The following is a 21,625-nucleotide window of genomic DNA, read 5'->3' as shown; positions in this document are numbered from 1 at the left end:
CCGCATCAGGCCGTCCAATAATCCCCGGCTCATACGCACACTCCCACAAACCACCGGACCCTCGCCTACGGAGGTGACCGCGACGTGACGAGGCGGCGAAAGGATGCGGCGACAAAATCGCGCAGGGGTGGAAGTTCTGCTCGCAAAAGTAGAATCTGAGAGGCGCGACACCCGCCTCATCCTGGCATGCGGGGATGCAGGGGCGTCGGCGGCCTAATCCTCCGCCCCGTCCACCGCGCGGGTGACGAGGTCGCGCCAGGTGGGGTCGGCGGCGTCGACGAGGTCCACGTCGTCGAGAAGGGCCACGGCGGCGTCGCCGTCGGGAAGGATGAGGCCCAGGACCTCCATGACCTCGCCGGCGTCGCTGACGTGGGTCTCGGCCTGGACGGCGACGGCGGCCTGCTCGCCGTCCTCCTCCCACCAGATCACGGGCTGCGGGAGCTCCATCTCGATGGGGCGGGGATCGTTGGTGTCGGCGAGCGCGAAGACGGCGCGTTTCGCCTGGACGTCGTCCAGGGTGGCGACCGCGCCGGTGAAGGGGACGAGGCGGTCCCAGTCGTCGACGTCGAAGCCGCCGCCGTCTTCCTCCTCCTGGCCGTCCTTCGGGATCACCTCTTCATCCAGGGCTTCGAGGCCCCGGAGCCCATGCCCTTGCTGGGCTTCTCGCGGGCGCCGCTGGGCGTGTTGCGGGCGTCGAGGGCGGCCTTCTTCAGGCGCAGCGCCTTCTGGATCGGCGTCTCGTCGGCGGGGGGTTTGTCGCTCATCGCGCATCGTTAGCACGGAAGGGCGTCAAACCTGTCCAAAGGTTCACTGGCCACGCTCTGCTGCGTTCCTGCATAGGAACCATGCAAAGACGCTGATCGACCCTGCACGGGGCGGTCGGATACCTAGACCCCGGCGCCGAGGAGCGGCGCACGAACCGAAGAAGGACCTACGCCCGTGACCGCCGCCGCCAACCCCGCCGACATCATCATCGAAGGTGAGTTCCGCGTGGTCGCCGAGCGCACGCTCACGGCCAAGTCCTCGCCGAACACCCGCCGCGCCGTCGCCCGCATCCTCTGCTGGAACGCGATCTTCGTGGGCGCGGTCCTGGTGATCCCGCACCTCATCGGCTGATCTCACCCTCCGCTCATCCCCGCGCATGCGGGGACCCAGGCTTCGCTTTGCAGCGGCAGCCTTCATCCCGTGTGGATCAAAAGAAAGCCTGGGTCCCCGCATGCGCGGGGATGAGCGGGATCATTTGACCAGGTGGCGGCCGGCGAGGTCGAAGCTGCGGAGGACCGCTTCGTGCGGGATGGCGCCGAACTGCATCATGCACATGATGCGGTCGGCCCCGATGGCCTCGTAGGCGCGGAGCTTGTCGCGGCAGTGGCCGGGGTCGCCGATCACGACGCTGTCGAGGGGCTCGAGGGCCTCGTGGGCCTCCTCGTGGCTGATCTCCTCGCCCTGGGCCATGCGCTTGAGCACCTGGACCACGTGGGGGTCGTCGGCCTGGATCTCGACCTCGTGCGGGTCGAGCTCCGAAAGGGCCGCCGTGTCGCGCGCCGAGTTGGGGTGCAGGCCCGCCTTGATCATGTCGTACCAGACGCGGCGCGGGACCTTGAACACCACCGGCGCGGTGTTGACGTACCAGAGGGCCGACCAGGCGGCGCCGTTCGCGATGGCCTGGGCGCGGCTTTCGGCGACGTGGACGAAGGTGAAGACCCCCTTCTCCGGGTTGACGACCTTGCCGGCCGGCTCGGCGCAGGCGGCGAGGCCGCGCGTGTGCTCCTTCAGCATCTCGCCCAGGAAGGCGACGGGGCTGAGCAGCGTGGTGCCGAGCGCGCCGACGCCCAGCTCGCCGGCCATGTAGAAGCTCTCGGGCGAGCCGCAGGTCTGCCAGAGACGCGGGTGCGGCTTCTGCAGCGGCTTGGGCGTCACCTCCCGCGGCGGCACCTTGTAGGTGGCCGAGTCCCAGGAGAACTCCTTCTCGGTCCACATGCGCGGGATCATGCGGAAGGCGTCGCGCACCTCGTCGCGGGCCGCGTCGGGGTCGACGCCGAAGGTCTCCCACTCCTTGCCGCCGGACTTGGCGAGGCCGAGCTCGAAGCGGCCGCCGGAGAGCAGGTCGAGGGTGGCGGCGCGCTCGGCGACGCGGAGCGGGGCGTTGATGCGGAAGGGGGCCAGCACGCCGGCGTGGCCGACGCGGAGCGTCTTCGTCGACATGGCGATGGCGGTCAGCACCACCTCGGGGGCGGACGAGTAGCTGAACTGCGGGGAGCCGTGGTGCTCCACCTGCCACCAGGTCCCGAAGCCGGCGGCCTCGGCGGCCCGGGCCTGGGCGAGGATCTCCCGGAAGAGGCTGGCCTCGTCCTTGCCATGCCAGGGGAAGGCCCGCTGGATCTCGCAGAACACGTCGAACTTCATGAGGGCCTCCGGGCGGATGACATAACGCTTGTTATGTTTTGGGGCGAACGTGAGGGTTTGGCCGAGCGGCGTCGCATGGTCAGAACACCGCGATCGGGTTGAGGGGCGAGCCGGTGCCGCCGGCGATGGGGAGCGGGGCGAGCGCGAGCTGGAAGCTCCAGCGGTTCAGCTCGGCGCAGGCCTGCGCGAGCGCCTCGAGGTGCAGGTTGTCGAGCAGGTGCAGGCCCATGCCGGCCAGCGCCAGCATGTGGATCGGCATGGCCCAGTCGCGGTGGATGCGGCCGTTGGGGATGGGGTCGCTGACCCCGTCGCCGCCGAGGACGGCGACCTGGCGCGCGTGCAGCCACTCGACGACGCGCGGGTCGAGGCCCGGGACGGCCTGGTCGGCGAAGCGGTCGCGGCGCACGTCGCGGCCCAGGCGCACGATCAGGATGTCGCCCTTGCCGACGGCGACGCCCAGCGCGCGCTCGGCGGCCTCCAGGTCGGCGACGGTGGTCAGGGTCTCGGAGTCGACGAAGGCGACGCCCTGGACGCGGGGGATGTCGAGGAGGATGCCGCGGCTGACGACGCCGTCCTTCAGGGCGTAGATCGAGTTGGCCCTGGCGCCGGTGCTCTTCACGTCGCTGGCGGGGCGGCCGTTGTACATCGTCTCGTCGGCGAAGACGTGGCAGAGCGCGTCGATGTGGCTGGACGCCATGCCGTGGAAGGCGATGCCGATGAAGTCGGTGGAGACCTGCAGGCCGTCGACGCCCGGCACGCAGCAGTCGTCGCCGCCGATCAGCATGTGGTGCTGGGCCGGCCAGGGGTTCTCCGGGCCGGGGCGCGTGGGGAATTCGCGCGACAGGCTGACGGTGCGGCCCTCGCGGACCTGGGCGGCGGCGGCGCGGACCTCGGCCGGGCCGACGTGGTTCAGCGCGCCCAGCTCGTCGCCCTCGCCCCAGCGGCCCCAGTTGGAGACGCGGCCGAACAGCGCCCTGAGCTCGGCGTCGCTCATGGCGAGCGGGTGGTCCCCGCGGCGAGGGTCGGCGGCGTCGGTCACGCGCCTTTGCCAGCGCCCTGGTCGCCGAGGGCCTCGTTGGCGCGGGAGTGGCGCACGCCCGGCTCCAGCTCGATCATCTCGACGATGTTGCCGTTGGGGTCGTAGCAGCAGGCCGTCCCGACGATGCCCAGCGACTCGGTCGGCGTGTAGGTCGGCTGGGTGAAGACGACGCCGGCCGCCTCCAGCGCCCGTTGGGCGGCGTGGACGCCCCGGGTGCGGAAGGCGATGATGCGGGGCACCATCTCGCGGCGGCGGGCCGGGTCGGGGAAGTCGGCCTCGGGCTCCAGCCACTCGATCAGGTCGATCATCGGCCCGTCGCGGTCGGTGGGCAGCACCATCAGGACGCCGCGGCCGTTGGCCTTGGACACGCCGAAGATGCCGGCCACGAAGGCGGGCCAGGTCACGTCGCGGCGGTCGTTCAGCACCTCGAACCCCAGCAGCCTGTAGAAGGCCACCGACTCGTCGAGGTCCCGGCAGTTGACCACCGTGTGATAGAGCCGCTCCAGCGCCCACTCGGCCACGTCGCTCTCCCGCCCTAGAAGTTCACGCCGACCCGCACGCCGAAGGTGCGCGGCGGGTAGTAGGCGTAGTTGTCGAGGCCGAAGCCGTTGCCCAGCGTGTTCGACTGCAGGCCGTCGTTGGAGATGATGTCCTTGTTCCCGGCGTTGCGGACGAAGCCCTCGACGGTCCAGCGCTCGCCGGGCGCGCCGTAGCGCACCGACAGGTCGACCAGGGTGTAGGCCTTCTGACGCTCGAAGGGGCCGTTGGCCGACAGGAAGTAGAGGTCGCCCGAGCGGAAGACGTCGATGCGCGGCGTCAGCGTACCGGCGGCCAGGTCGAAGGCGTACTGGGCGCCCAGGTTGATCGTGTACTCCGGCGTCTGGACGAGCCGGTTGCCCGAGAAGTCGCAGATGCGGGTGGCGGCGTCGCACCCCGGCGCGGCGGCGGCGAAGCGGTTGTTGACGGTTAGGTACTCGTCGTACTCGGCCTTGGTGGCGGTGACCGCGGCGTTGATCCGCAAGCCCCTGACCGGGGCGGCGATCGCCTCGACCTCGAGGCCGTTCACGTGGGCGCGGCCGGCGTTGTCGATGCGCGAGCCGGTGATGTCCTGCACGAACACCTGCATGTCGCGGATCTTCTGGCGGTAGCCGGCGACGTTGAAGAGCAGGCGGCCGTCGTAGAAGGTCGACTTGAACCCGCCTTCGAAGGCCCGCACCGTCTCGGGCTGGTAGATGCCCGGGAAGTTGCCGACCAGGCCGCCGCCCGAGAGGTAGCCGCGGGCGTAGTTGGCGTAGACGATGATGTCGTCGCGGACCTGCCAGGTCAGGCCCACCTTGCCGGTGACCTCGTCCCAACTGCGGTCGAAGTTCTTCTGGTTCGGGAAGGCCAATGCCAGCAGCGGAAGCTGGTAGTTGAGGAAGTCGAAGCCCTTCTTCGTGTCCTTCGTATAGCGCAGGCCCACCGTGAGGGTCAGCGGCGCGCCCAGGCCGGCCTTGCCGAGGTCGACGTCGGCCTGGCCGAAGACCGCCTTGGACGTGGTCTTGTAGATGCCGCCGTTGGTGAAGACGAAGGTGTCGGTGAAGGGGCTCGCCGAATTCAGCCCCGTGTCGGTGAACTGGAAGGTCTGGCCCACCTTCTCCTTGAACAGGAACGCGCCGACGATCCACGAGAACGGGCTGTCCGAGGGGTTCGAGGCCAGCCGCACCTCCTGGCTCCACTGGAACTGGTCCAGGGTCCAGTAGGGATTGGTCCCGAGCGTCAGCTCGGAAGCGTCGGGGTCGTTGGACTGCGCCCAGCTCCCCTCGGCGTAGCCGGTGACGGAGGTGAGGGTCGCGACGCCCACGTCCCAGTTCATCGTCAGGCTGGCGTAGACGTTCTCCTGGTCGAAGGTCTCGGGGCTGTTCTTGCGCACCTTGCGCGGGTCGGAGAGGTAGGGCTGGGCGCCCACGTAGCGGGCGGGCGCCAGCTCCCAGCGGGTCTTCGTCGCGACCGGGTCGTCGTTGTGGGAGATCGAGGCGATGAGGCGCGCGTCGAAGCCCTCGAACGGCTCGACGTAGACCTGGCCGCGGATCATCCAGAAGTCCTGGCCGTCCGAGTCGTCGGTGGCGCCGGGGCCGGTGAAGAGGTTCTTCTGGTAGCCGTCGTGCTCGGCCTTCACGGCCGAGAGGCGGATCGCGCCGTAGCGGTCGCCGTCCTCGAAGATGGGCGTGTTGAACCAGGCGCGGAAGATCTTGGCGTCGTAGTTGCCGGCCAGCGCGTCGGCATGGCCGGCGGTCTCGTTCGCCGGCTTGCGGGTGATCACGTTGACCGAGCCGCCCACGGAGTTGCGGCCGTAGAGCGTGCCCTGCGGCCCGCGCAGCACCTCGATGCGGTCGACGTCGAAGAACTCCGGGTCCACCGAGGTGGTCCGCCCGAGGTAGACGCCGTCGAGGTTGTAGGCCACCGGCGAGTCGCCGCCGGACGTGGTGTTCTGGCTGCCGACGCCGCGGATGGTGATGACGTTCTCGCCGCCAGTGACGCCCGCGCCGAACCGCAGGCTGGGGATGCGGGTGGAGAGGTCCTGGAAGCCCACGACGCCCTGGCGCTCCAACTGGTCGCCGGAGATGGCGGTGAGCGCGATGGGCACGTCCTGCGCCTGCTCCTCGCGCTTCTGGGCGGTGACGATCAGCTCGCCGACGACGTTGTCGCCGCCCCCCTGGGCGCCCCTGTCCTGGGCAAGGGCCGGCGCGGCGGTCAGGCCGGCCAGGGCGGACGCGGACACCAGTGCGGCACGCAACGGCACGCGGCTCATGGGCTTCCCCTTCCTATGTCGCCGCCGCGCTCTCGATGGGCGCGGCTTGCGGCGTGAAATATAACAGGCGTTCTGGAATGTGAAAGGGCATTCGTAACGTGTGTTATGTAACCAGCGTTCGGGAATCGCGGCCCGTCGCGCACGCGGGGGCTTGCCAGGGGCGGCAGGCTTCCGGCAGACGGGATATCCTGACACACCGCGAAGGGGCGCGATGGGCCGCTCGGTCGACCACGACGAACGCCGCGAGATCTTCGCCGCCGCCGCCCTGCGGGTGATCATGCGCGAGGGCATCGCGGGCCTGACCGTGCGCGCCGTGGCCGCCGAGGCCGGCTTCACCACCGGGGCGCTGACCCACTACTTCCATTCCAAGGACCAGTTGCTGATCGAGGCGTCGGAGCTCTCGGCCCGGCTGGTGCGCGACCAGATGGTCAAGGCCGAGCAGGTCAGCCCGGCGCTGGAGGCGGTCCGCAAGGTGGTGTCGTTCGCACTCCCGCTGACGGCCGAGCGGCGCAACTACTGGAAGGTCTGGATCGGCTACTGGGAGCGCTCCAGCCTCGACGCCGAGGTGAACCGCGTGATGCGGCTGCGCTACGACGAGTGGCGCGAGCGGCTGACGCGCCTCCTGGTGCGGGCGAAGGCCGAGGGCGACGTGGGCGAAGGCGTCGATCCCGGCCGCGCGGCGCAGGACCTGGTGCTGCTGATCGACGGCATCGGCGTGGCGGTGCTGCTGGGCGTCGGCGGCCGCATCCCGCCCGCCCGCCAGAAGGCCCTCTTCGACCTCTGGCTCGACACCGTGCGCGAGCGGGGGTGAGGCCCCGCCCTCCCGGCCTGCCGCGGGAGGCCGCCGGCGGCGCGCGCGGGACGTTGGCGCGCCGCCGGGTCCCTCGACGACGCTAGAAGGCCGCGCCGTCGAAGAGCGAGCGCATCTGCTCGAGCGTGGCGGGCGTCACATCGACGGTCCCGTCATCGAAGTAGGTGACGATCAGCGGGCGGGCGAGCCCGATGTCCGGGTCCGCCTCGGGCGGCGGGATGAAATCGTCGTCGTCGCCGTCGAACGGCGGAATGACCAGATCGTCGTCGTCCTCGCCGAAGACCGGCGGGTCGTCGTCCGGCGGCTCGTCGCCGGGCGCGGGCTCCGGCTGGGGCGAGGCGACGCTGGGGCGATAGCCTTCGGCCTTGCCGTGCGCCTTGTACCAGTAGTCGGCGTAGTCCTCGACGGTGTTCCCGCCCACGCGCTGGACCCAGGCGCCGGAATGGCGGTCGTTGCCGGCGCCGTAGTACTCGGTGAAGAACGCCTGGAAGACGTCGGGGCGGTCGGCCAGGATCTTGGCGATCGGCACGCCGTCGTAGGTGGTCCGGCCCACGGGGGCCTCGCCGTCTTCCAGCGCCGCGGAGGCGCCGGAGGATTCGCCGGGCGTGTAGCCCTCGCGGTCGGCGTAGGTCCTGAACCAGTAGCGCGCATAGTCCTCGGGGCTGTTGCCGCCGACGCGGTCGACCCACGCCGGCGAGTGGCGGTCGTTCAGGGCGCTGTAGAACTCGCGGTAGTAGGCCGCGTAGACGTCGGGCCGCTCGCGCAGGATCTGCGCGGCGAGGTCGCCGTCCGAGCCCGCCGGAGCCGCCGCGGACGACAGCAGGGCGGTGCGACCGGTCGGTTCGGCGTCGTCACCCGCCGCCAACCAGTCGAAGATCGAAGTCTGCAAGGTATAACTCTCCAGTCGTAACGAGCCCGACTGGAAACTGGCGTCGTTGGCCAGGAACTCAATTGTAAGAAACTTATAAGGCCCTGCCCGGACCGCGGCCTACGCTTCGGCGACCTCGAGGGTGTGCATGTTCTGCCTGCGTATTTCGGCCGCGGCCTCGTTGTAGAGGAACGGCAGGCAGGCATAGCGGCGCCCGCGGGTGACGTTGGTCGCCTCGTGCAGCAGGCTGCAGGAGAAGACGACGGCGCCGCCCACCGGCGGGCGGTAGGTCCGCGAGCCGAACTCCGGGAAGCGCAGGTCTCCCCCGTCGAAGTCGTCGTTGAGGTTGATCGAGACCGCGAACTGGCGGTGCGCGGTGCCCGCCGTGGTGTTGTCGCGGTGCGGCTGGAAATAGCCGCCCTCCTCGGCGTCGTAGCAGGCGACGATGTAGCGCTCGATGCGGGTGACCTTGAAGTGGTACGCCTTCTCGATCTCGGGCAGCAGGCGCTGCGATACCCGCGCGCGGATCTGCCCCTGGACCTGGGGATCGGAGAGGATCGCGTCGCGGCGCTTCTTGAAGTCGCTGAGCACGCCGACGGTCTTGCCGTCCTTCTCGCGCATGGTCCCTGACGGCAGCCCGCCCTGCGCATCGTAGATGTCGATGAGCTCGCGGCAGAAGGGAGGCTCGAAGAGGCGCGGGACGATCAGGACGGGGGCGTTGAGCGGCACGCCCGCATGGCCGTCGGGCGGACCCAGGCGGAAGAGGCTGGCCAGGACCTGCGGCCCGCGGTCCAGCGGCGCGCAACCCATGATCCGCAGCGACGGGTCGACAATCACCCACTCGGGCGTCACCTGCCCGTCCGGTCCCTCGGCGCCGAAGAGGCGGCGCACGCGCCCCTCGGAGTCGTCGAACCAGCGCATCGGCGGCTGGTCGGCGGCGTGGGCGTGGAACGACTCGGCGTCGGGCAGGACGCCGAAGAAGATGCGCTGGTCGACCGGGAACTGCTGGGCGTTGCGGCGTACGAGGTCGATGGCGGCGTCGCGCTCAGGCCCCGGCGGCGGCAGGAAGGCCAGCAGGATCCAGCGGCCGCCCAGGCTGCCGAACGCGAATTCGGGATTGACGTGCGAGGGCGCGCTGAACAGCGGGGCCGGGGCGCCGGCGTGCAGGCTCATGGAGGGGCATGGTCCAGTCGTAGGTCGGTCGCGGGAGGCCTGGCCGCCGGGCCGTGGGGACGACCCGGGCAATAGGCGCGGCGTAAACAAGCCTGGGGAGACCACGCCTCCCGCCCTGTCGAGATGCCCCGCGCCACGAGAGACGGGCAAGTATATGAAACCTATAAGCCTTGATCGGCCGGGGCTCCGGTATGAGGCGCAACGAGACAGGAGATCGACGCCCGCGTGACACCCGCCATGCGCAACCTGATGCGATACGTCGGCGCGCTCGCGATCGTGGCGGGGGCCAGCATCATCGCGGACGTGTTCTCGCGCATGACCGGCACGAGCCGCCTGACCAGCATCTTCCTGTCGAGCGTGCTCCTGGCCGCGTTCTACCTGGGGACCGGGCCGGGATACCTGGCCGCCATCGGGGCCCTGCTGACGCACCTCTACCTGGTGGATCCGCCCTACAAGTTCTCGCTGGGCTCCGTCGACGAGATGAACGCCCTGCTGCTGTTCCTGGCGGCGTCGGTGCTGACGAACCTGCTCGCCGGCCGGGTGCGCGAGGAGCGTCGCCAGTCGCGGGCGCGGGCGGAAATGAACGCCGCGCTGCTGGAGGCCGCGCGCGAGCTGTCGGCGACCGCGGACGAGGGCTTCATCCGCGAGCGCCTGGCCGAGCGGCTGGAGCGGCTGGCCGGGGGCCCCGCCGTGGTGCGCGAGGCGGCCGCGACCGACGCCGAGATCGGCGAGGGCTGGCGCTTCCGCGCGCTCGTGGCGGGCGGCGCGACCTTCGGCGTGGCCGGATGGCGCTCGCCGAAGGGCCACGCGCTGGAACGCGAGGCGCAGGCGGCGCTGGAGCTGCTGACCGACACCGGCGCGGCGGCGATCGCCCGGGCGCGCCTGGACGCCGCCAAGGCCGAGGCCGAGGCGCGCGCCCGGACCGAGGACCTGCGCAACGCGCTCCTCTCCTCCGTGAGCCACGACCTGCGCACGCCCCTGGCGACGATCCTGGGCTCGGCGACCACGCTGAAGCGGTTTTCCGACACCTTCGACGCCGAGACCCGGCGCGACCTGGCCACCACCATCGAGGAGGAGGCCTCGCGTCTGGACGCCTTCGTCTCGAACCTGCTGCAGATGACGCGGCTGCAGGCGGGCGTGTCGCCCCTGAACCGGATCGCGTTCGGGGCGCCCGAGGCGGTGCGGACCACGGTCGAGCGGCGCACGCGGGGCCGTCCGGACTCATGCCAGGTGCGCGTCGAGCCGGGCCTGCCCGAGGCGATGGGCGACCCGGCCCTGTTCGAACAGGCGCTGGGCAACGTGGTCGACAACGCGCTGCGCTACGCATCCTGCGGCGGCCCGGTCGAGGTGGCGGTGGGGCGGCGCGGCGGGAGGCTGGTGGTGGCGGTGAACGACCGCGGGCCGGGAGTGGCGGAGGGCGATCTGGAACGGATCTTCGAGCGGTTCTTCAGGGCGGCGGGATCGGAGCGCATGAGCGGCACCGGCCTCGGCCTCGCCATCAGCCGCGGCCTGATGGAGGGCATGGACGGCACGGTGACGGCGCGCCCCCGCGACGGCGGCGGCCTCTCGGTGGAGCTCGTGCTCCCGGCGGCGACGGCATGAGCGAGCCGGCGATCATCATGCTCGTCGACGACGAGCCGCAGATCGCGCGCTGGCTGAACCCGGCGCTGCGGGCCGCGGGCTATCAGGTGGACCACGCCGAGACCGGGACGGCGGCGCTGGCGCGGCTGGCCGACAGCCGCTGCGACCTGGTCCTGCTGGACCTCGGCCTGCCCGACATGGACGGCAAGGACCTGATCCCGCGCATCCGCGAATGGTCGGAGACGCCGATCATCGTGATCTCGGCGCGCGACCAGGAGGCCGAGAAGGTGGCCGCGCTGGACCTGGGCGCCGACGACTTCGTCAACAAGCCGGTGGGCGTGGACGAACTGCTCGCCCGCATCCGCGCCGCGCTGCGCAACCGGGCCCGGCGTGTGGCCCAGCAGCCGGCGTTCAGGTCGGCCGACCTGGAGGTGAACTTCGCCGCCCGCCGGGTGTCGGTGGAGGGCGTCGAGATCAAGCTGACCCCGCGCGAGTACGACCTTCTGCGGGTGCTGGCGCGCCAGGCCGGCATGGTGCTGACCCACGCCCAGATCATCGGCGCGGTCTGGGGCTCCGACGCCAACGTCGAGGCGCAGCACGTGCGCGTGCTGATGGCGCAGTTGCGCAACAAGCTGGAGGCCGACCCGTCGAACCCGCGCCTGCTGCTGACCGAGACCGGCGTGGGCTACCGGCTGAAGAGCGACGACGACGCCTGACTGGTCGAGACCACCAACTTCCTGCCGAACCAGCAGTGGATGGGAAGCTGGGAGAACCTGAAGGTGGGCGACAAGCGCGTGCGATATTCCTTCCAGGCCGAAGACCCGACTGGGACAAGCCCTGGGGCGGCGAGTACGAGTTCTACGCCCTGCCGGGCATCCTGGCGGGCGCGCGGGCGCAGGAGGAAGAGGCGCGCAAGGCGGGCGCAAAGGCCGGCGGCGGGGTGACGTCGGGCGGCGAGGAGCGACCTCCTCTCCCCCGAGCGCGTAGCGCGAAGAGAGGGAGAGGGCAGGGAGAGGGCGGCTCGGCGCTTCGGCTCGCGCGCGTGGTCGATCGAGGATTCCCGCCGGACCGTCGAGCCGGCTTCAAGGCGGGCGCCGCCCTCTCCCTGCCCTCTCCCTCTCCGTTCCGCTGCGCTTCACGGGGGGAGAGGAAAGCTACTCCGCCGCTTCCAGCATCGGGGCGGGCTGGCGGCCGCGGACGAGGCGGCCGGGGAGCGGGCCGGCGGGTTGGCCGTCGCGGTAGATGACCTGCCCGGACTTGACGGTGGCGACGTAGCCCTCGGCGTCCTGCATGAGGCGCCGCGCGCCGGTGGGCAGGTCGTAGACCATGTAGGGCACGCCCAGCTTCAGGCGCGGGAAGTCGATGACGTTGAGGTCGGCGAGGTAGCCGGCGGCCACGACGCCGCGGTCTTCGAGGCCCACGGCGCGGGCGGTGTCGAGGGTCTGGGCGCGGATGGTGCGCGCGAGGTCCAGCTTCGGCCCGCGGGTGCGGTCGCGGCACCAGTGGGTGAGCATGAAGGTCGGCAGGCTGACGTCGCAGATGGCGCCCACGTGCGCGCCGCCGTCCGAGAGGCCCGAGAGGCAGTTCGGGTTGGTCAGCATGGCGTGGACGTTGTCGAGGCTGCCCTCCACGTAGTTGTGCATCGGGAAGAACAGGAAGGCGCGGCCCTCGTCGGCGATCAGCGCGTCGTAGACCAGCTCGTCGGGGTCGACGCCCAGCGCCCTGGCCCGGGCGCCCAGGCTGGTGGCGGGATCGGGCTCGTAGTCCACCGCGCCGCCCTCGATGGCGTACATCTTGTGGTGGGCGCCGGCGAGCGAGTTGATGAACGGGTGGCCCTTGGCCGGCGCCTCGGCGATGAGGCGCGCGCGGAAGGCCGGGTCCTTCATCCGCGCGACCTTCTCGCTGAGCGGCAGGTCGGCGATCCCGGCGTAGGACGGGCGGCTGATGAACGGGTGCGCCGAGCCCTGGAGGCCCAGCATCAGGCCCACCGGGCGTCCGGCGACCTGGGCCTTGATCGGGTAGCCCTCCGCGACCGAGGCGTCCATGCGGGCCATGAGCTCGCGCCAGCGGTCGGGGACCACGTCGGCCTGCACGAGCGAGAAGCTCAGCGGCTGGCCGGCGATCTTCGTCAGATCGCGGATGAGGGCGAACTCCTCGTCCATGTCGGCGAAGTCGCTGACCCATTGCAGGACGCCCGAGCCGGCGTCGGCGAGGCCGGCCGCGATGGCCTCCATCTCGGCGCGGGCGGCGCCGATGGTGGGGGTGAGGTCGCCGTCGGCGGTGCGGTGGACCATGGTGCGGGTGGTGGAGAAGCCCAGCGCCCCGGCGCGGACGGCCTCGGCGGTGAGCGCGCGCATCCGCCGGGTCTCGTCGGGCGTGGCCGGATCGCGGTTCGCGCCGCGCTCGCCCATGACGTAGACGCGCAGCGCGCCGTGCGGGACCTGGACGGCGACGTCGATGTCGTGCGGCAGGGCGTCCACCGCGTCCATGAACTCGGCGAAGCTCTCCCATTCCCACGACAGGCCCTCGTGCAGGGCCGCGCCCGGGATGTCCTCCACGCCTTCCATGAGGCGGATCAGGGTGTCCTCGTCGCCCTTGCGGACGGGCGCGAAGCCCACGCCGCAGTTGCCGGTGACGACGGTGGTGGCGCCCAGGGTGGACGAGGGGGTGAGCCGCGAGTCCCAGGTGACCTGGCCGTCGTAGTGGGTGTGGATGTCGACCCAGCCGGGGGTGACCATCAGGCCCGCGGCGTCGATCTCCTCGCGGCCCGCGCCGTCGACCCGGCCCACGGCCACGATGCGGTCGCCGCGGACCGCGACGTCGCCGACGACGGGCGCCCCGCCCGAGCCGTCGAACACCGTCCCGCCACGGATCACCAGGTCGTACTCGGCCACGATACGCCTCCTCTCAAGCGCCCGCATCATCGCCCGTGGCGGCGCGAGGGGGAAGGCTGACGCGGGGGCGCCTCTTCCTTTCCCGCTCGCGGGAAGGGAAGTCAGGCCTTGGCGAAGCGGACGGCGTTGCGCTCGCGGGCCTTGGCGGCTTCGACGTCACGGTCGCGGGGCGGGGCCTGGGTCTCGAGGTCTTGCAGCAGGTGGTGGGCGATGTGGGCGACGTCGTGGACCGCGCGGTCGAACGCCTTCCTGTTGGCCTTCGAGGGCGTGTTGAAGCCTGAGAGCTTGCGGACGAACTGCAACGCCGCGGCCTGGATCTCGTCGTCCGTCGCCGGGGGGTCGAAGTTGAACAGGGTCTTGATGTTGCGGCACATGGCGGTCGTCCTCCGGTCGGCGCTCGGCTCATGACTTGGGGCCCGCTCGCCACGCCGCAAGCGGGACCACGGGCCCGGCTCCCGGCATTCGCCGGACCAGGGGTTCGGTCAGGCCTTCTCCGGCTCGGGGGCGGCGCGGCCGAGGCCGCCGAGCTGCCAGCCCACTTCCTTGGTCATGCGGTCGTAGAAGCTGACCTCGTAGGCCTCCTCCGGCGTCTCGCGGACCATGCGGTCCATGATGATCGCGTCGTCGCCGACCAGGATGCGCCAGCGCTCTGCCTTCACGCCGTCCAGGATGATGGTGGCGGCCTGCGCGGCGCTGGTCGGCGCGTCGTCGCGGAAGCGGCGGGCCTGCTCGACCATCATGGCCTCGATGGCCTCGTCGGGGATCTGCGTCGGGTCCATGCCCATGCGCTCGATGCGCCGGCGGGCCGTGGCGAGCTCGTCGGGGGTCAGCTTGTCGCTCCAGTCGCCGCGGGTGACCTTGCGCGAGTTGCCGGCGATGTCGGTGCCGATGTGGCCGGGCATGACCACCGAGCACTTCACGTGCGGGGCGTTGCTGCGCAGGTCGGTGATCAGCGCCTCGGTGAAGCCCTTCACCGCGAACTTCGCGGCCGCATAGGCCGAGTGGGAGATGTTCGGCCCCAGGCTGGCCCAGAAGCCGTTGACGCTGGCGGTGTTGACGATGTGGGCCTCGTCGGCGGCCAGCAGCATCGGCATGAAGGTGCGGCAGCCGTAGTAGACGCCGTACCAGCAGACGTTGAACGTGCGCTCCCAGTCCTCGCGCTCGTCGGGGTTCACCATCGAGCCGCCGCCGCCGATGCCGGCGTTGTTGAACAGCAGGTGCAGGCGTTCGGTGTCGTGCAGCCGGGCCGCCTCGTCGCGGAAGCGGACGAGGTCGTCCTCGCGGGCCACGTCGGCGCGGTGGGCGGTGATCTTCGCGCCCTGCGGGACGCCGTCCGCCTGACACAGGCGAATGGTCTCGGCCATGTTCTCCTCGGAGACGTCGCACATCGCCACCGAGCAGCCCTCGGCGATGAGCTGGCGCGCGAGCTCGCGGCCCATGCCCGTGCCGCCGCCCGTGATCACCGCGAACTTGCCGGCGAAATCCCTCATGACCTTCGTCCTCCCGCTTTTGCCCGAGGCTAGCGCAGCCCGCGCCTGACGCCACGTCAGAATGGCCGCCGCCGACGTGCCTGGGGGCGTGCAGCGGGTGCGGCCGCGGTAAGGCCGTGCTCCCTTCTGCTCCTCGTCATGGCCCGGCTTGTCCGGGCCATCCATTGGGCTGTGAGTCACCGGAGATGTGCAGCGGCGACGCCGAGAGGACTTTCGAACTCACCGCCCAGTGGGTCCCCCGGACAAGAGCCGGGGGACGACGTTCAGGGGATGACGTTCAGGGGATGGGGTTCAGGGCTGCGTGCCGGCGCTGGCGACGGCCGCGCGCTGTCCGCCGCCGCAGTCGCGGGCGGCGGCTTCTTCGGCGAGGCGGTCGAAGCGGGCGTCGAAGGCGTCGACGAGGCCAGGGTCGGCGCTGCGGGCCAGGATCTCCTGGTTCATGATCCGCGAGCCGAAGTTGTAGTTGAGGCTGCCGAACCAGGCGGTGCGCACCTGCTTGTGGTCGACGATCACGAACTTGGCGTGCATCGGGTAACCGTCGGGGTCGCAATAGCGGCGGATCTCGACGCCGGCGTCGCGCAGTTCGCTGACCACGCCCTTGGAGACGCGGCGGCGTGTGTCGTGGACCACGAGCTCGATCTTCGCGCCGCGCTCGGCGGCCTTCACGAGCTGGGCGGCGAACGGGCCCTTGTCCATGTGCGAGACCGCGGCCTTGACCTCGTCGCCGGGACCGAGGCGGGCCAGCCGGCGCTCGACCACGTCGGTCCGCAGGCGCGGGTAGTAGTAGAAGGCGAAGTCGCCGACCCGCTTGGCCTTGTTGGCGCGCCTGCCGAACCGGAAGGCGAAGCGGCCTTCCCACAGGCGCATGGCCTGGGCCTCGAGCGCCTTCACGGCGTCGGGGTCGCGGAAGTCGACCAGCAGGTTCTCGCCGCGGTCCTGGTCGCCGATGTCGTTCATCAGCTCGGGGTCGTCGACACCGCCGGAGGGGTTGTACGAGCCGATGAAGGCGGCAGGCTCCGGCCCGCCGGAGAAGGCGTAGATCTTGGCGTGCAGGTGCTGGCCGGGGAGCCACGAGCGGTGCAGGCGCAGGTCGCTGCCGAGCCCGGCCTTCAGGCGCTCGATCGTGGGGCCGTTGACCGATCCGCGCCGGGCGCGGCCCTCCAGCACCAGCCGCACCTTCACGCCGCGCCGCCTGGCGGCGACCAGGGCGTCGGCGAGGGCCGGATCGCGGAAATAGTAGGTGGCCCAGGTGATCTCGCTGCCCGGCGTGGCGGCTTCGATGCGCGCCAGCAGAAGGTCGCGCAGCGCCTGCGGCGGCTGGTCGACGCCGCCGTAGTAGAGCGTCGCGGCGGCGGGCGCCGGCGGCGGAAGGACGGGTGCGGGACTGTCGAGCAAGACCGGACTCTTGTGGACGCCAGTCGCTAGACAACCCGGCAGCCGCCGAAGTGCAAGGGCGCCGCGGCTTACAAATGTGTCAGATGGGCCGGATCAGGGGTCTCGACGGGCAGCGAGACCTCCACCCACAGCGGATCGGCGCCCGCGCCGGCATACGTCAGCCCGAACAGCGAGTTCGCGAAGGCCTGCTCCTCGTCCGCCCGCTTGCCGTCGCCTTTGAGGATGCGCTTCGCCGTGAGGTCCTCCAGGCGCTGGGCGAGGGGCCGGAAGGGCATCGCCCAGCCGGTGGGATTGTGGCGGGTCTTCTGCTCGCCCGCCACGTCCTCGACGACCGGTATCATGGCCGCCAGGTGCGGACTCGTCATGAGCTCGAGCCCCTGGTCGCGGGCGGTCGCGTTGTGGCTGCCGTGGTGGCCGACCTTGTAGAGCACCACGCGGCCCAGGATGTCGGCGGCGCTCTCGGTCCCGACCGCGCTGGCGGTCCTGGGATAGCGCTGGTCGTGCCAGGAGAGCCAGTTCCCGACCTGGGCGTCGGCCGGGAAGAGGAGGACGTGCCTGTCCCGGGTCTCGATGGCGAGCACCAGCGAGGTGTTGTTCACGTCGCCGTCGATCTTCATGGCCAGATGCTCGGCGGTCTCGAGCCACTCGCCATCGATGCGGCGGCGGCTGGATTCCTTCGCCCGGTAGAGACGCTCGGTCAGGTGCTTCGAGGTCCTGGACTCGCGCCGCCGGAAGCGCGGGGAGAACGGCAGGTCGGCCGGTCCCGCCAGGCCGGGGTCGCCCTTGGCCAGGCCGAGGCGCAGGCGGCTCTCCAGGGGCGCGGCGTCGCCCGGCCGCAGGAGGTAGACCTCGCGCCCGCCGTCGCGGCTGGGGTCCAGTTGGAGCAGCCGCTCCGCCTTGCGAGGGGGCCCCATCACCTTCGCGGTCAGCCGCTCGCCCAGGCCGAAGGTCACCACGTCGCCCGGCTCCAGGTAGGAGACCTTGCCGGTCGCCCGATGGCGCAGCCAGTCGATCGCGTTGGCGCAACTGCGGGGCCTGTCCCTGGCCGGGTCGTAGGCCGGCTTCGGCTTCGAGGTCCCGGCCGCCGCCCCGAGACCGTCGGGCTCGGGCGCCCATGCCTCGATGTCGGCGTCATAGAACTGCAGGAGGTCGCGGATGACGCTCAGACGGGCCTGCGCGTCGCCATCGACCCCGAACGCCGTGGATCGATCCGCGATGAACTTCAGGGCCGAGAGCGCCTTGCGGCCGCGCGCGCGGATGTCCTTGGCCTGGTCGTCGTCGGGATCCTCGGTCCAGGCCACCCAGACGTCGCCGAACTCGAAATCGTCGCGGAAGGCGTCGTGGCCGAGGATGAAGCCCGACAGGTGGTCGTAGTGCTCGTGCGTGGCCACCACCAGATCGAGGCGCGACCTGCCGTCGGCGCCGCGGGTGTCCTTCTGAAGGCTGGCGATGGCCTGCTTCAGGCGCGCGGCGCCCTTCCCGGTCTGCGGCTTGGCGCCGGCCGCGCCGATGCACTGCAGCACGCCGCAGTCGATCAGGGCGTGGAACCGCTGGTCTCCGATCTGGTGGCGCAGCAGGAAACAATCGCCGAGAAGGCCACGATACATCCGGACCGACACGGTCTCGCTGGGCGCCGGCATCGTCCTCAGCCCCGATGCAGCATCGCGAACGGCTCGTTCGCGAACTGGCGGTTGTAGGTGAAACCCAGGGCGTCGGCGTTGAGCAGGAAGTCCCGCTGCCGCGCCAGCCGCCGCTCGTCGCTGATCGACTTGCGGATGACGTAGCGGAGCGCCCCCTCGCGAAGGTCGATGATCAGGGTCGCGCCGCCCCGGAAGGTGAAGTCTTCGCTCCGGGACGAAGCGGCCTGTTCGTCGCGCGCCTTCTGCTCCCCGGGATCGAGGAAGCCGGCCCGGCGCTGCGTGACCTCGATCACGAGCTGGCGGACGTCCTGCCCGTCAGGGCCTGCGCGGCGCGTCGTGCGCACGCTATGCACCTCGACCTTCAGCCCGAAGAAGCTGCCCTCGATGGTGTAGAGCGGGCTCGCGCCGCGGCGCGGGCGGCCGTTCCGGCCGAGCCGGGCCGACGGCCGCTGGAAGTAGAGCCCGAGGGTGTCCTCCCAGGCGACGTCCACCGTCGGGTCGGTGCTGAGGCCCGGCACCTTGTCGCACTGCAGGAAGCCCAGCAACGCGTCCCACTGGTCGATATGGCTGCCGGCGCGCCGGAGTTCCTCCTGCAGAACCCGGATCTCCGCGTGCGGGACCTTCAGGCTGATGAGATTGCGGCGGATGCCCTCCATCAGGCGGTCGGCGACCGCGCTGCGGTCATCCGCCCCGCCGGCCGACGCGGGCGGGTCGTCGTCATCGTCGCCGCGGTCTCCGCGCTCGGCGTAGGGCAGCCCGGTCGCGGTGTCCGCCGAGAGGATCGCCCTCGCCTCGGTCAGCAGCCGGTCCAGCGTCTCGCTTTCGCGGGAGCCACGGTCGCCGACGGTCATGTAGGGCTGGCTCAGCCAGTACCAGACCTTGCGGCGGTTGCGCTCGGAGATCGGCGCGATCTCGTGGCGCTTGTAGATCGGCATCAGGTTCAGGCCGGCCCTCAGGATGTCGTCGGTCGCCAGCAACTCGGGCGGCTCGTCCCACAGCAGGTTGTCGGGCGACATCGACAGGCACGCGTCGGGGAAGATGCCCCGCCGGCGGAACGCCTCCACGAACGCCAGGCGGTAGTTCAGGCGGTCGTCGGGGATCAGGTCGTTGTCGGCCGTTATGACGGCGCGCAGGAACTCGCCGAACTCGACGTCGACCGGCGGCAGGTAGTCCAGCGCCCGGATGCACATGCGCAGGACATGGTCGGCGCTCCTGGTGGCCTCCTTGGTGAGGCGGGCGACGAGGTCGGGGTGCAGGTGCTGGCTGGTTCCGAGGCGGGTGCCGCTCATCCGCAGCAGGTCCTCGGTGCGGGCGGTGTAGATGCTGAGGAAGGCGTCGAAGACCGCCGCCACCAGGATGGCGCCGCGCTCGTGCGCTTCGGTCGTGGTGGCGATGAGGTCGGGATCGGGATCCTTGTCGATATAGTCCCGCAGCGAGGCGCGGCCGGTGGTGCCCTTGGCGAACTGGCCGGCCAGGCCGCTCAGGAGGCCGCTCTGGTCCAGCCGCCCGCCGCTGTCGGCGATGAAGTCGTAGACCGCCTCGTAGAGCTGGAAGTGCGAGAACAGCGCGGCGATGTCGGCGAAGGCCTCGTGGAAGGCCAGGCTGTCGACGCTGGTGGGCTCGGAATAGCGCGGGTGGATGCCGTCCAGGATGGCGTGGGTCGTCTCGTGGACGATGATGTCGTGCGACAGCGCGCTGAAGATCCAGCTCGCGCCGGCCGAACGCTGCCTGGCGTTGAAGTAGCCGAACAGCAGGGCCCGCTTCTGGGGGCTGTAGTAGGCGTTCGCCTCGCGCAGCGCATGGGGATAGACCCGCAGCCTCGGGGTCGGATCGTACGTGCGCCTCTCGCGGTTCCATTGCGGCCGCCAGATCACCCTGCGGCCCAACGCCCGCTCGAACAGCTTGATGGTGTTCATCACGACCGCGAACACCATCTGCTGGTGGAACCGCGGGTCGCCCTCGGAGGGCGGCAGGCCGTCCTGCGCCAGCACCTCGGGGGCGTTGAGGTCGATGGGCTCGTAGAACTGGTTGCTGCTCGGATCGACGTCGATGACTTCGAGGTATTCGTTGATCGGCCCGGGGAATATCCGCTCTTCCGCGCCCTTGCCGTCGATCTCCTCGCCCCGCCGGGCCGCCTCCTCCCAGGGGAGCGAGATCGTGGCGTGGCTGAACTTCGCCGAGGCGAGGTCGAGCGAGGCGTTGGGGTCGAAGGCGTAGACGCGCAGGCGCCTCGCCGGCGGCGGACGGAACCGCGCGCTCACCTGACGAACGTCCCGTCGCGGTTGAACGGCAGTCGGGGCGCGGGCTCGAGACGGTCGAAATAGGAGCGCATCGAGGAGTCGCAGAGGCTGTAGCCGTGGTTGGCGAGGCGGGCGAAGGCCTTCAGGCCCAGCGACCAGAGCCGCACCTCCTCGCCCTGGGCGGCGCGGATGTCGTCGTCGGGCGGGCGCACGGGCGAGGGCTTGGGGTAGTTGTCGTTGAAGTTGCGCAGCGGCCAGTAGCCGACCTTCCGGTGGCCCAGCTTGGCGAGCAGCATCAGCGGCCGCTGGCGGTTGTTCTCGGCCTGGCGGTGCATGAGGCCGATGATGCGCAGCATCAGGCCGGCCCAGTTCGACGGGTGCTCGTCCTCGTCGATGGCGTCGCCGGCGTTGCTGACCAGGAGCGTGCCGTAGCGCTTCCAGATCGGCTCCAGGCCCATGTTGTCGTAGATGCCGCCGTCGGCCAGCAGGGCGCGCTTGAGGAACCGGCCGCTGTTGCGGTCGGCGCCGGGGGTCGGCTTCACCGTCTGGCCGGCGAGGTCGAGCTCCAGCGGGCAGAAGAAGGGCGGGAAGGCCGACGAGGCGGCCACGATGCGGGCGAGCGGAAAGGTCGGCTGGTCGATCCGCCCGACGCGGTAGTCGGCGGCGTAGGGCTTGGAGAACCGCCAGAGCGAGTTCAACTCGTAGTTGGTGGCGAGCAGCACGAAGCGCGGACGGCCGGGCCCCGGCGTCGGCAGCGACTGCAGCGAGGCGCCCTTGAAGAGGTGCTTGTCGTAGCCCTTGGCCACCCCGTCGGCGCCCGAGCGGAACGGCAGGAGCAGGCCCAGGATGCCCTGGGCCACGTCGAGGTTCACCTCCGTCAGGAAGTCGTGCAGCGGCTCGACGATCGCCCGGCCGAAGTTGGTGGCGACGTCGTCGGCGCCGAACGCCAGGTCGTTCCAGTGCAGGCCGAGGTAGCCCGCCGCGATGGACCCGCCCGACACGCTGGCGATGCGCGAGATGTTGCGCAGGACGCCGAGTTCGTTGAGCCGGATCAGCGCGCCGATGTGGAAGGCCGCGGCCTTGTATCCGCCGCCCGAGAGCGCCAGGCCCGTGGCGTCCTTCTCGAAGCCGGGTGAGTCGAAGAGGCCGACGGTCCCTTCGTCGTCCTGCACGGCAAACTGCCCCTGGGCATCGGGCACGGCCCACCCCCTTTGCAAACCGACCGCCGGCCATATTGGACCGCGGCTGGCGGAGCGCAATTGAAAATTGTGCAGGATACACAATTCCACCGTGGCGG

At 70.9% G+C, this 21,625-nt stretch carries 19 protein-coding genes; 4 read left to right on the top strand and 15 right to left on the bottom strand.

From position 1 onward, the window contains the following. Window positions 1-213: 213 nt before the first annotated feature. Window positions 214-612, bottom strand: a complete 399-nt coding sequence (locus tag KF737_RS16825) for a hypothetical protein (RefSeq protein WP_296457462.1) — start codon at window positions 610-612, stop codon at window positions 214-216. Continuing rightward, on the bottom strand, window positions 609-764 hold the full coding sequence (locus KF737_RS16820; RefSeq protein ID WP_296457459.1) for a hypothetical protein: 156 nt from the start codon (window positions 762-764) through the stop codon (window positions 609-611). The genes KF737_RS16825 and KF737_RS16820 overlap by 4 nt, the downstream gene beginning before the upstream one ends. Before the next feature lie 175 nt (window positions 765-939). Between KF737_RS16820 and KF737_RS16815 the strand changes: the two genes are divergently transcribed. After that, window positions 940-1,116 (top strand): hypothetical protein, encoded by a 177-nt coding sequence (locus tag KF737_RS16815; RefSeq protein ID WP_296457456.1) that lies wholly within the window; start codon window positions 940-942, stop codon window positions 1,114-1,116. A gap of 120 nt (window positions 1,117-1,236) precedes the next feature. Here KF737_RS16815 and KF737_RS16810 read toward each other — a convergent pair whose 3' ends face one another. From KF737_RS16810 to KF737_RS16795, 4 genes are all read right to left on the bottom strand, one after another. After that, window positions 1,237-2,406 carry an LLM class flavin-dependent oxidoreductase gene (locus KF737_RS16810; RefSeq protein ID WP_296457449.1) on the bottom strand — a complete coding sequence of 390 codons (1,170 nt, stop codon included), beginning with the start codon at window positions 2,404-2,406 and terminating at the stop codon, window positions 1,237-1,239. A gap of 79 nt (window positions 2,407-2,485) precedes the next feature. After that, window positions 2,486-3,445, bottom strand: coding sequence for a cyclase family protein (locus KF737_RS16805; RefSeq protein WP_296457447.1), 960 nt, complete (start codon window positions 3,443-3,445; stop codon window positions 2,486-2,488). Then, window positions 3,442-3,966 (bottom strand): VOC family protein, encoded by a 525-nt coding sequence (locus KF737_RS16800; RefSeq protein WP_296457444.1) that lies wholly within the window; start codon window positions 3,964-3,966, stop codon window positions 3,442-3,444. The genes KF737_RS16805 and KF737_RS16800 overlap by 4 nt, the downstream gene beginning before the upstream one ends. Before the next feature lie 14 nt (window positions 3,967-3,980). Next, window positions 3,981-6,236, bottom strand: a complete 2,256-nt coding sequence (locus KF737_RS16795) for a TonB-dependent receptor (protein WP_296457440.1) — start codon at window positions 6,234-6,236, stop codon at window positions 3,981-3,983. A gap of 211 nt (window positions 6,237-6,447) precedes the next feature. Between KF737_RS16795 and KF737_RS16790 the strand changes: the two genes are divergently transcribed. Next, window positions 6,448-7,047, top strand: coding sequence for a TetR family transcriptional regulator C-terminal domain-containing protein (locus KF737_RS16790; RefSeq protein ID WP_296457437.1), 600 nt, complete (start codon window positions 6,448-6,450; stop codon window positions 7,045-7,047). Window positions 7,048-7,129: 82 nt separating this feature from the next. Here KF737_RS16790 and KF737_RS16785 read toward each other — a convergent pair whose 3' ends face one another. Then, on the bottom strand, window positions 7,130-7,936 hold the full coding sequence (locus tag KF737_RS16785) for a hypothetical protein (protein ID WP_296457432.1): 807 nt from the start codon (window positions 7,934-7,936) through the stop codon (window positions 7,130-7,132). A 99-nt stretch (window positions 7,937-8,035) separates the two neighbouring features. Then, on the bottom strand, window positions 8,036-9,088 hold the full coding sequence (locus KF737_RS16780) for a 2OG-Fe(II) oxygenase (RefSeq protein ID WP_296457429.1): 1,053 nt from the start codon (window positions 9,086-9,088) through the stop codon (window positions 8,036-8,038). 225 nt (window positions 9,089-9,313) lie between these two features. On the opposite strand from KF737_RS16780, the gene KF737_RS16775 reads away from it, so the two are divergent. Together KF737_RS16775 and KF737_RS16770 are read left to right on the top strand one after the other, a co-directional pair. Next, window positions 9,314-10,690, top strand: coding sequence for an ATP-binding protein (locus KF737_RS16775; RefSeq protein ID WP_296457426.1), 1,377 nt, complete (start codon window positions 9,314-9,316; stop codon window positions 10,688-10,690). Next, window positions 10,687-11,385 (top strand): response regulator transcription factor, encoded by a 699-nt coding sequence (locus tag KF737_RS16770; protein WP_296457423.1) that lies wholly within the window; start codon window positions 10,687-10,689, stop codon window positions 11,383-11,385. Before KF737_RS16775 ends, KF737_RS16770 begins: the two co-directional genes overlap by 4 nt. Before the next feature lie 438 nt (window positions 11,386-11,823). On the opposite strand, the gene KF737_RS16765 is transcribed toward KF737_RS16770, so the two are convergent. From KF737_RS16765 to KF737_RS16735, 7 genes are all read right to left on the bottom strand, one after another. After that, complete coding sequence (locus KF737_RS16765) at window positions 11,824-13,563, bottom strand: amidohydrolase family protein (protein WP_296457420.1); 1,740 nt, start codon at window positions 13,561-13,563, stop codon at window positions 11,824-11,826. Window positions 13,564-13,664: 101 nt separating this feature from the next. Then, window positions 13,665-13,937 (bottom strand): DUF2277 domain-containing protein, encoded by a 273-nt coding sequence (locus tag KF737_RS16760; RefSeq protein WP_296457417.1) that lies wholly within the window; start codon window positions 13,935-13,937, stop codon window positions 13,665-13,667. A 108-nt stretch (window positions 13,938-14,045) separates the two neighbouring features. Next, window positions 14,046-15,053 (bottom strand): SDR family NAD(P)-dependent oxidoreductase, encoded by a 1,008-nt coding sequence (locus KF737_RS16755; protein ID WP_296457413.1) that lies wholly within the window; start codon window positions 15,051-15,053, stop codon window positions 14,046-14,048. 291 nt (window positions 15,054-15,344) lie between these two features. Next, window positions 15,345-16,448, bottom strand: a complete 1,104-nt coding sequence (locus KF737_RS16750; protein ID WP_296457410.1) for a phosphatidylserine/phosphatidylglycerophosphate/cardiolipin synthase family protein — start codon at window positions 16,446-16,448, stop codon at window positions 15,345-15,347. Window positions 16,449-16,516: 68 nt separating this feature from the next. Further along, on the bottom strand, window positions 16,517-18,088 hold the full coding sequence (locus KF737_RS16745) for a hypothetical protein (RefSeq protein ID WP_296457407.1): 1,572 nt from the start codon (window positions 18,086-18,088) through the stop codon (window positions 16,517-16,519). Window positions 18,089-18,093: 5 nt separating this feature from the next. Continuing rightward, window positions 18,094-20,349, bottom strand: a complete 2,256-nt coding sequence (locus tag KF737_RS16740; protein ID WP_296457404.1) for a hypothetical protein — start codon at window positions 20,347-20,349, stop codon at window positions 18,094-18,096. Continuing rightward, window positions 20,346-21,527: a patatin-like phospholipase family protein gene (locus KF737_RS16735; protein WP_296457401.1), complete on the bottom strand. Its 1,182-nt coding sequence runs from the start codon at window positions 21,525-21,527 to the stop codon at window positions 20,346-20,348. The genes KF737_RS16740 and KF737_RS16735 overlap by 4 nt, the downstream gene beginning before the upstream one ends. Window positions 21,528-21,625: the final 98 nt, after the last annotated feature.

This window comes from Phenylobacterium sp., from assembly GCF_019636135.1.
GTDB lineage: Bacteria > Pseudomonadota > Alphaproteobacteria > Caulobacterales > Caulobacteraceae > Phenylobacterium.
The sequence above is the reverse complement of the archived record's forward strand: the minus strand, read 5'-3'. Positions and strand labels throughout refer to the sequence as shown.

What these genes read in the sequence shown, in the direction of transcription:
- KF737_RS16820 (WP_296457459.1), bottom strand. Translation starts at nt 764, where the DNA reads ATGAGCGACAAACCCCCCGCCGACGAGACGCCGATCCAGAAGGCGCTG.
- KF737_RS16810 (WP_296457449.1), bottom strand. Translation starts at nt 2,406, where the DNA reads ATGAAGTTCGACGTGTTCTGCGAGATCCAGCGGGCCTTCCCCTGGCAT.
- KF737_RS16795 (WP_296457440.1), bottom strand. Translation starts at nt 6,236, where the DNA reads ATGAGCCGCGTGCCGTTGCGTGCCGCACTGGTGTCCGCGTCCGCCCTG.
- KF737_RS16790 (WP_296457437.1), top strand. Translation starts at nt 6,448, where the DNA reads ATGGGCCGCTCGGTCGACCACGACGAACGCCGCGAGATCTTCGCCGCC.
- KF737_RS16780 (WP_296457429.1), bottom strand. Translation starts at nt 9,088, where the DNA reads ATGAGCCTGCACGCCGGCGCCCCGGCCCCGCTGTTCAGCGCGCCCTCG.
- KF737_RS16770 (WP_296457423.1), top strand. Translation starts at nt 10,687, where the DNA reads ATGAGCGAGCCGGCGATCATCATGCTCGTCGACGACGAGCCGCAGATC.
- KF737_RS16760 (WP_296457417.1), bottom strand. Translation starts at nt 13,937, where the DNA reads ATGTGCCGCAACATCAAGACCCTGTTCAACTTCGACCCCCCGGCGACG.
- KF737_RS16755 (WP_296457413.1), bottom strand. Translation starts at nt 15,053, where the DNA reads ATGAGGGATTTCGCCGGCAAGTTCGCGGTGATCACGGGCGGCGGCACG.
- KF737_RS16745 (WP_296457407.1), bottom strand. Translation starts at nt 18,088, where the DNA reads ATGCCGGCGCCCAGCGAGACCGTGTCGGTCCGGATGTATCGTGGCCTT.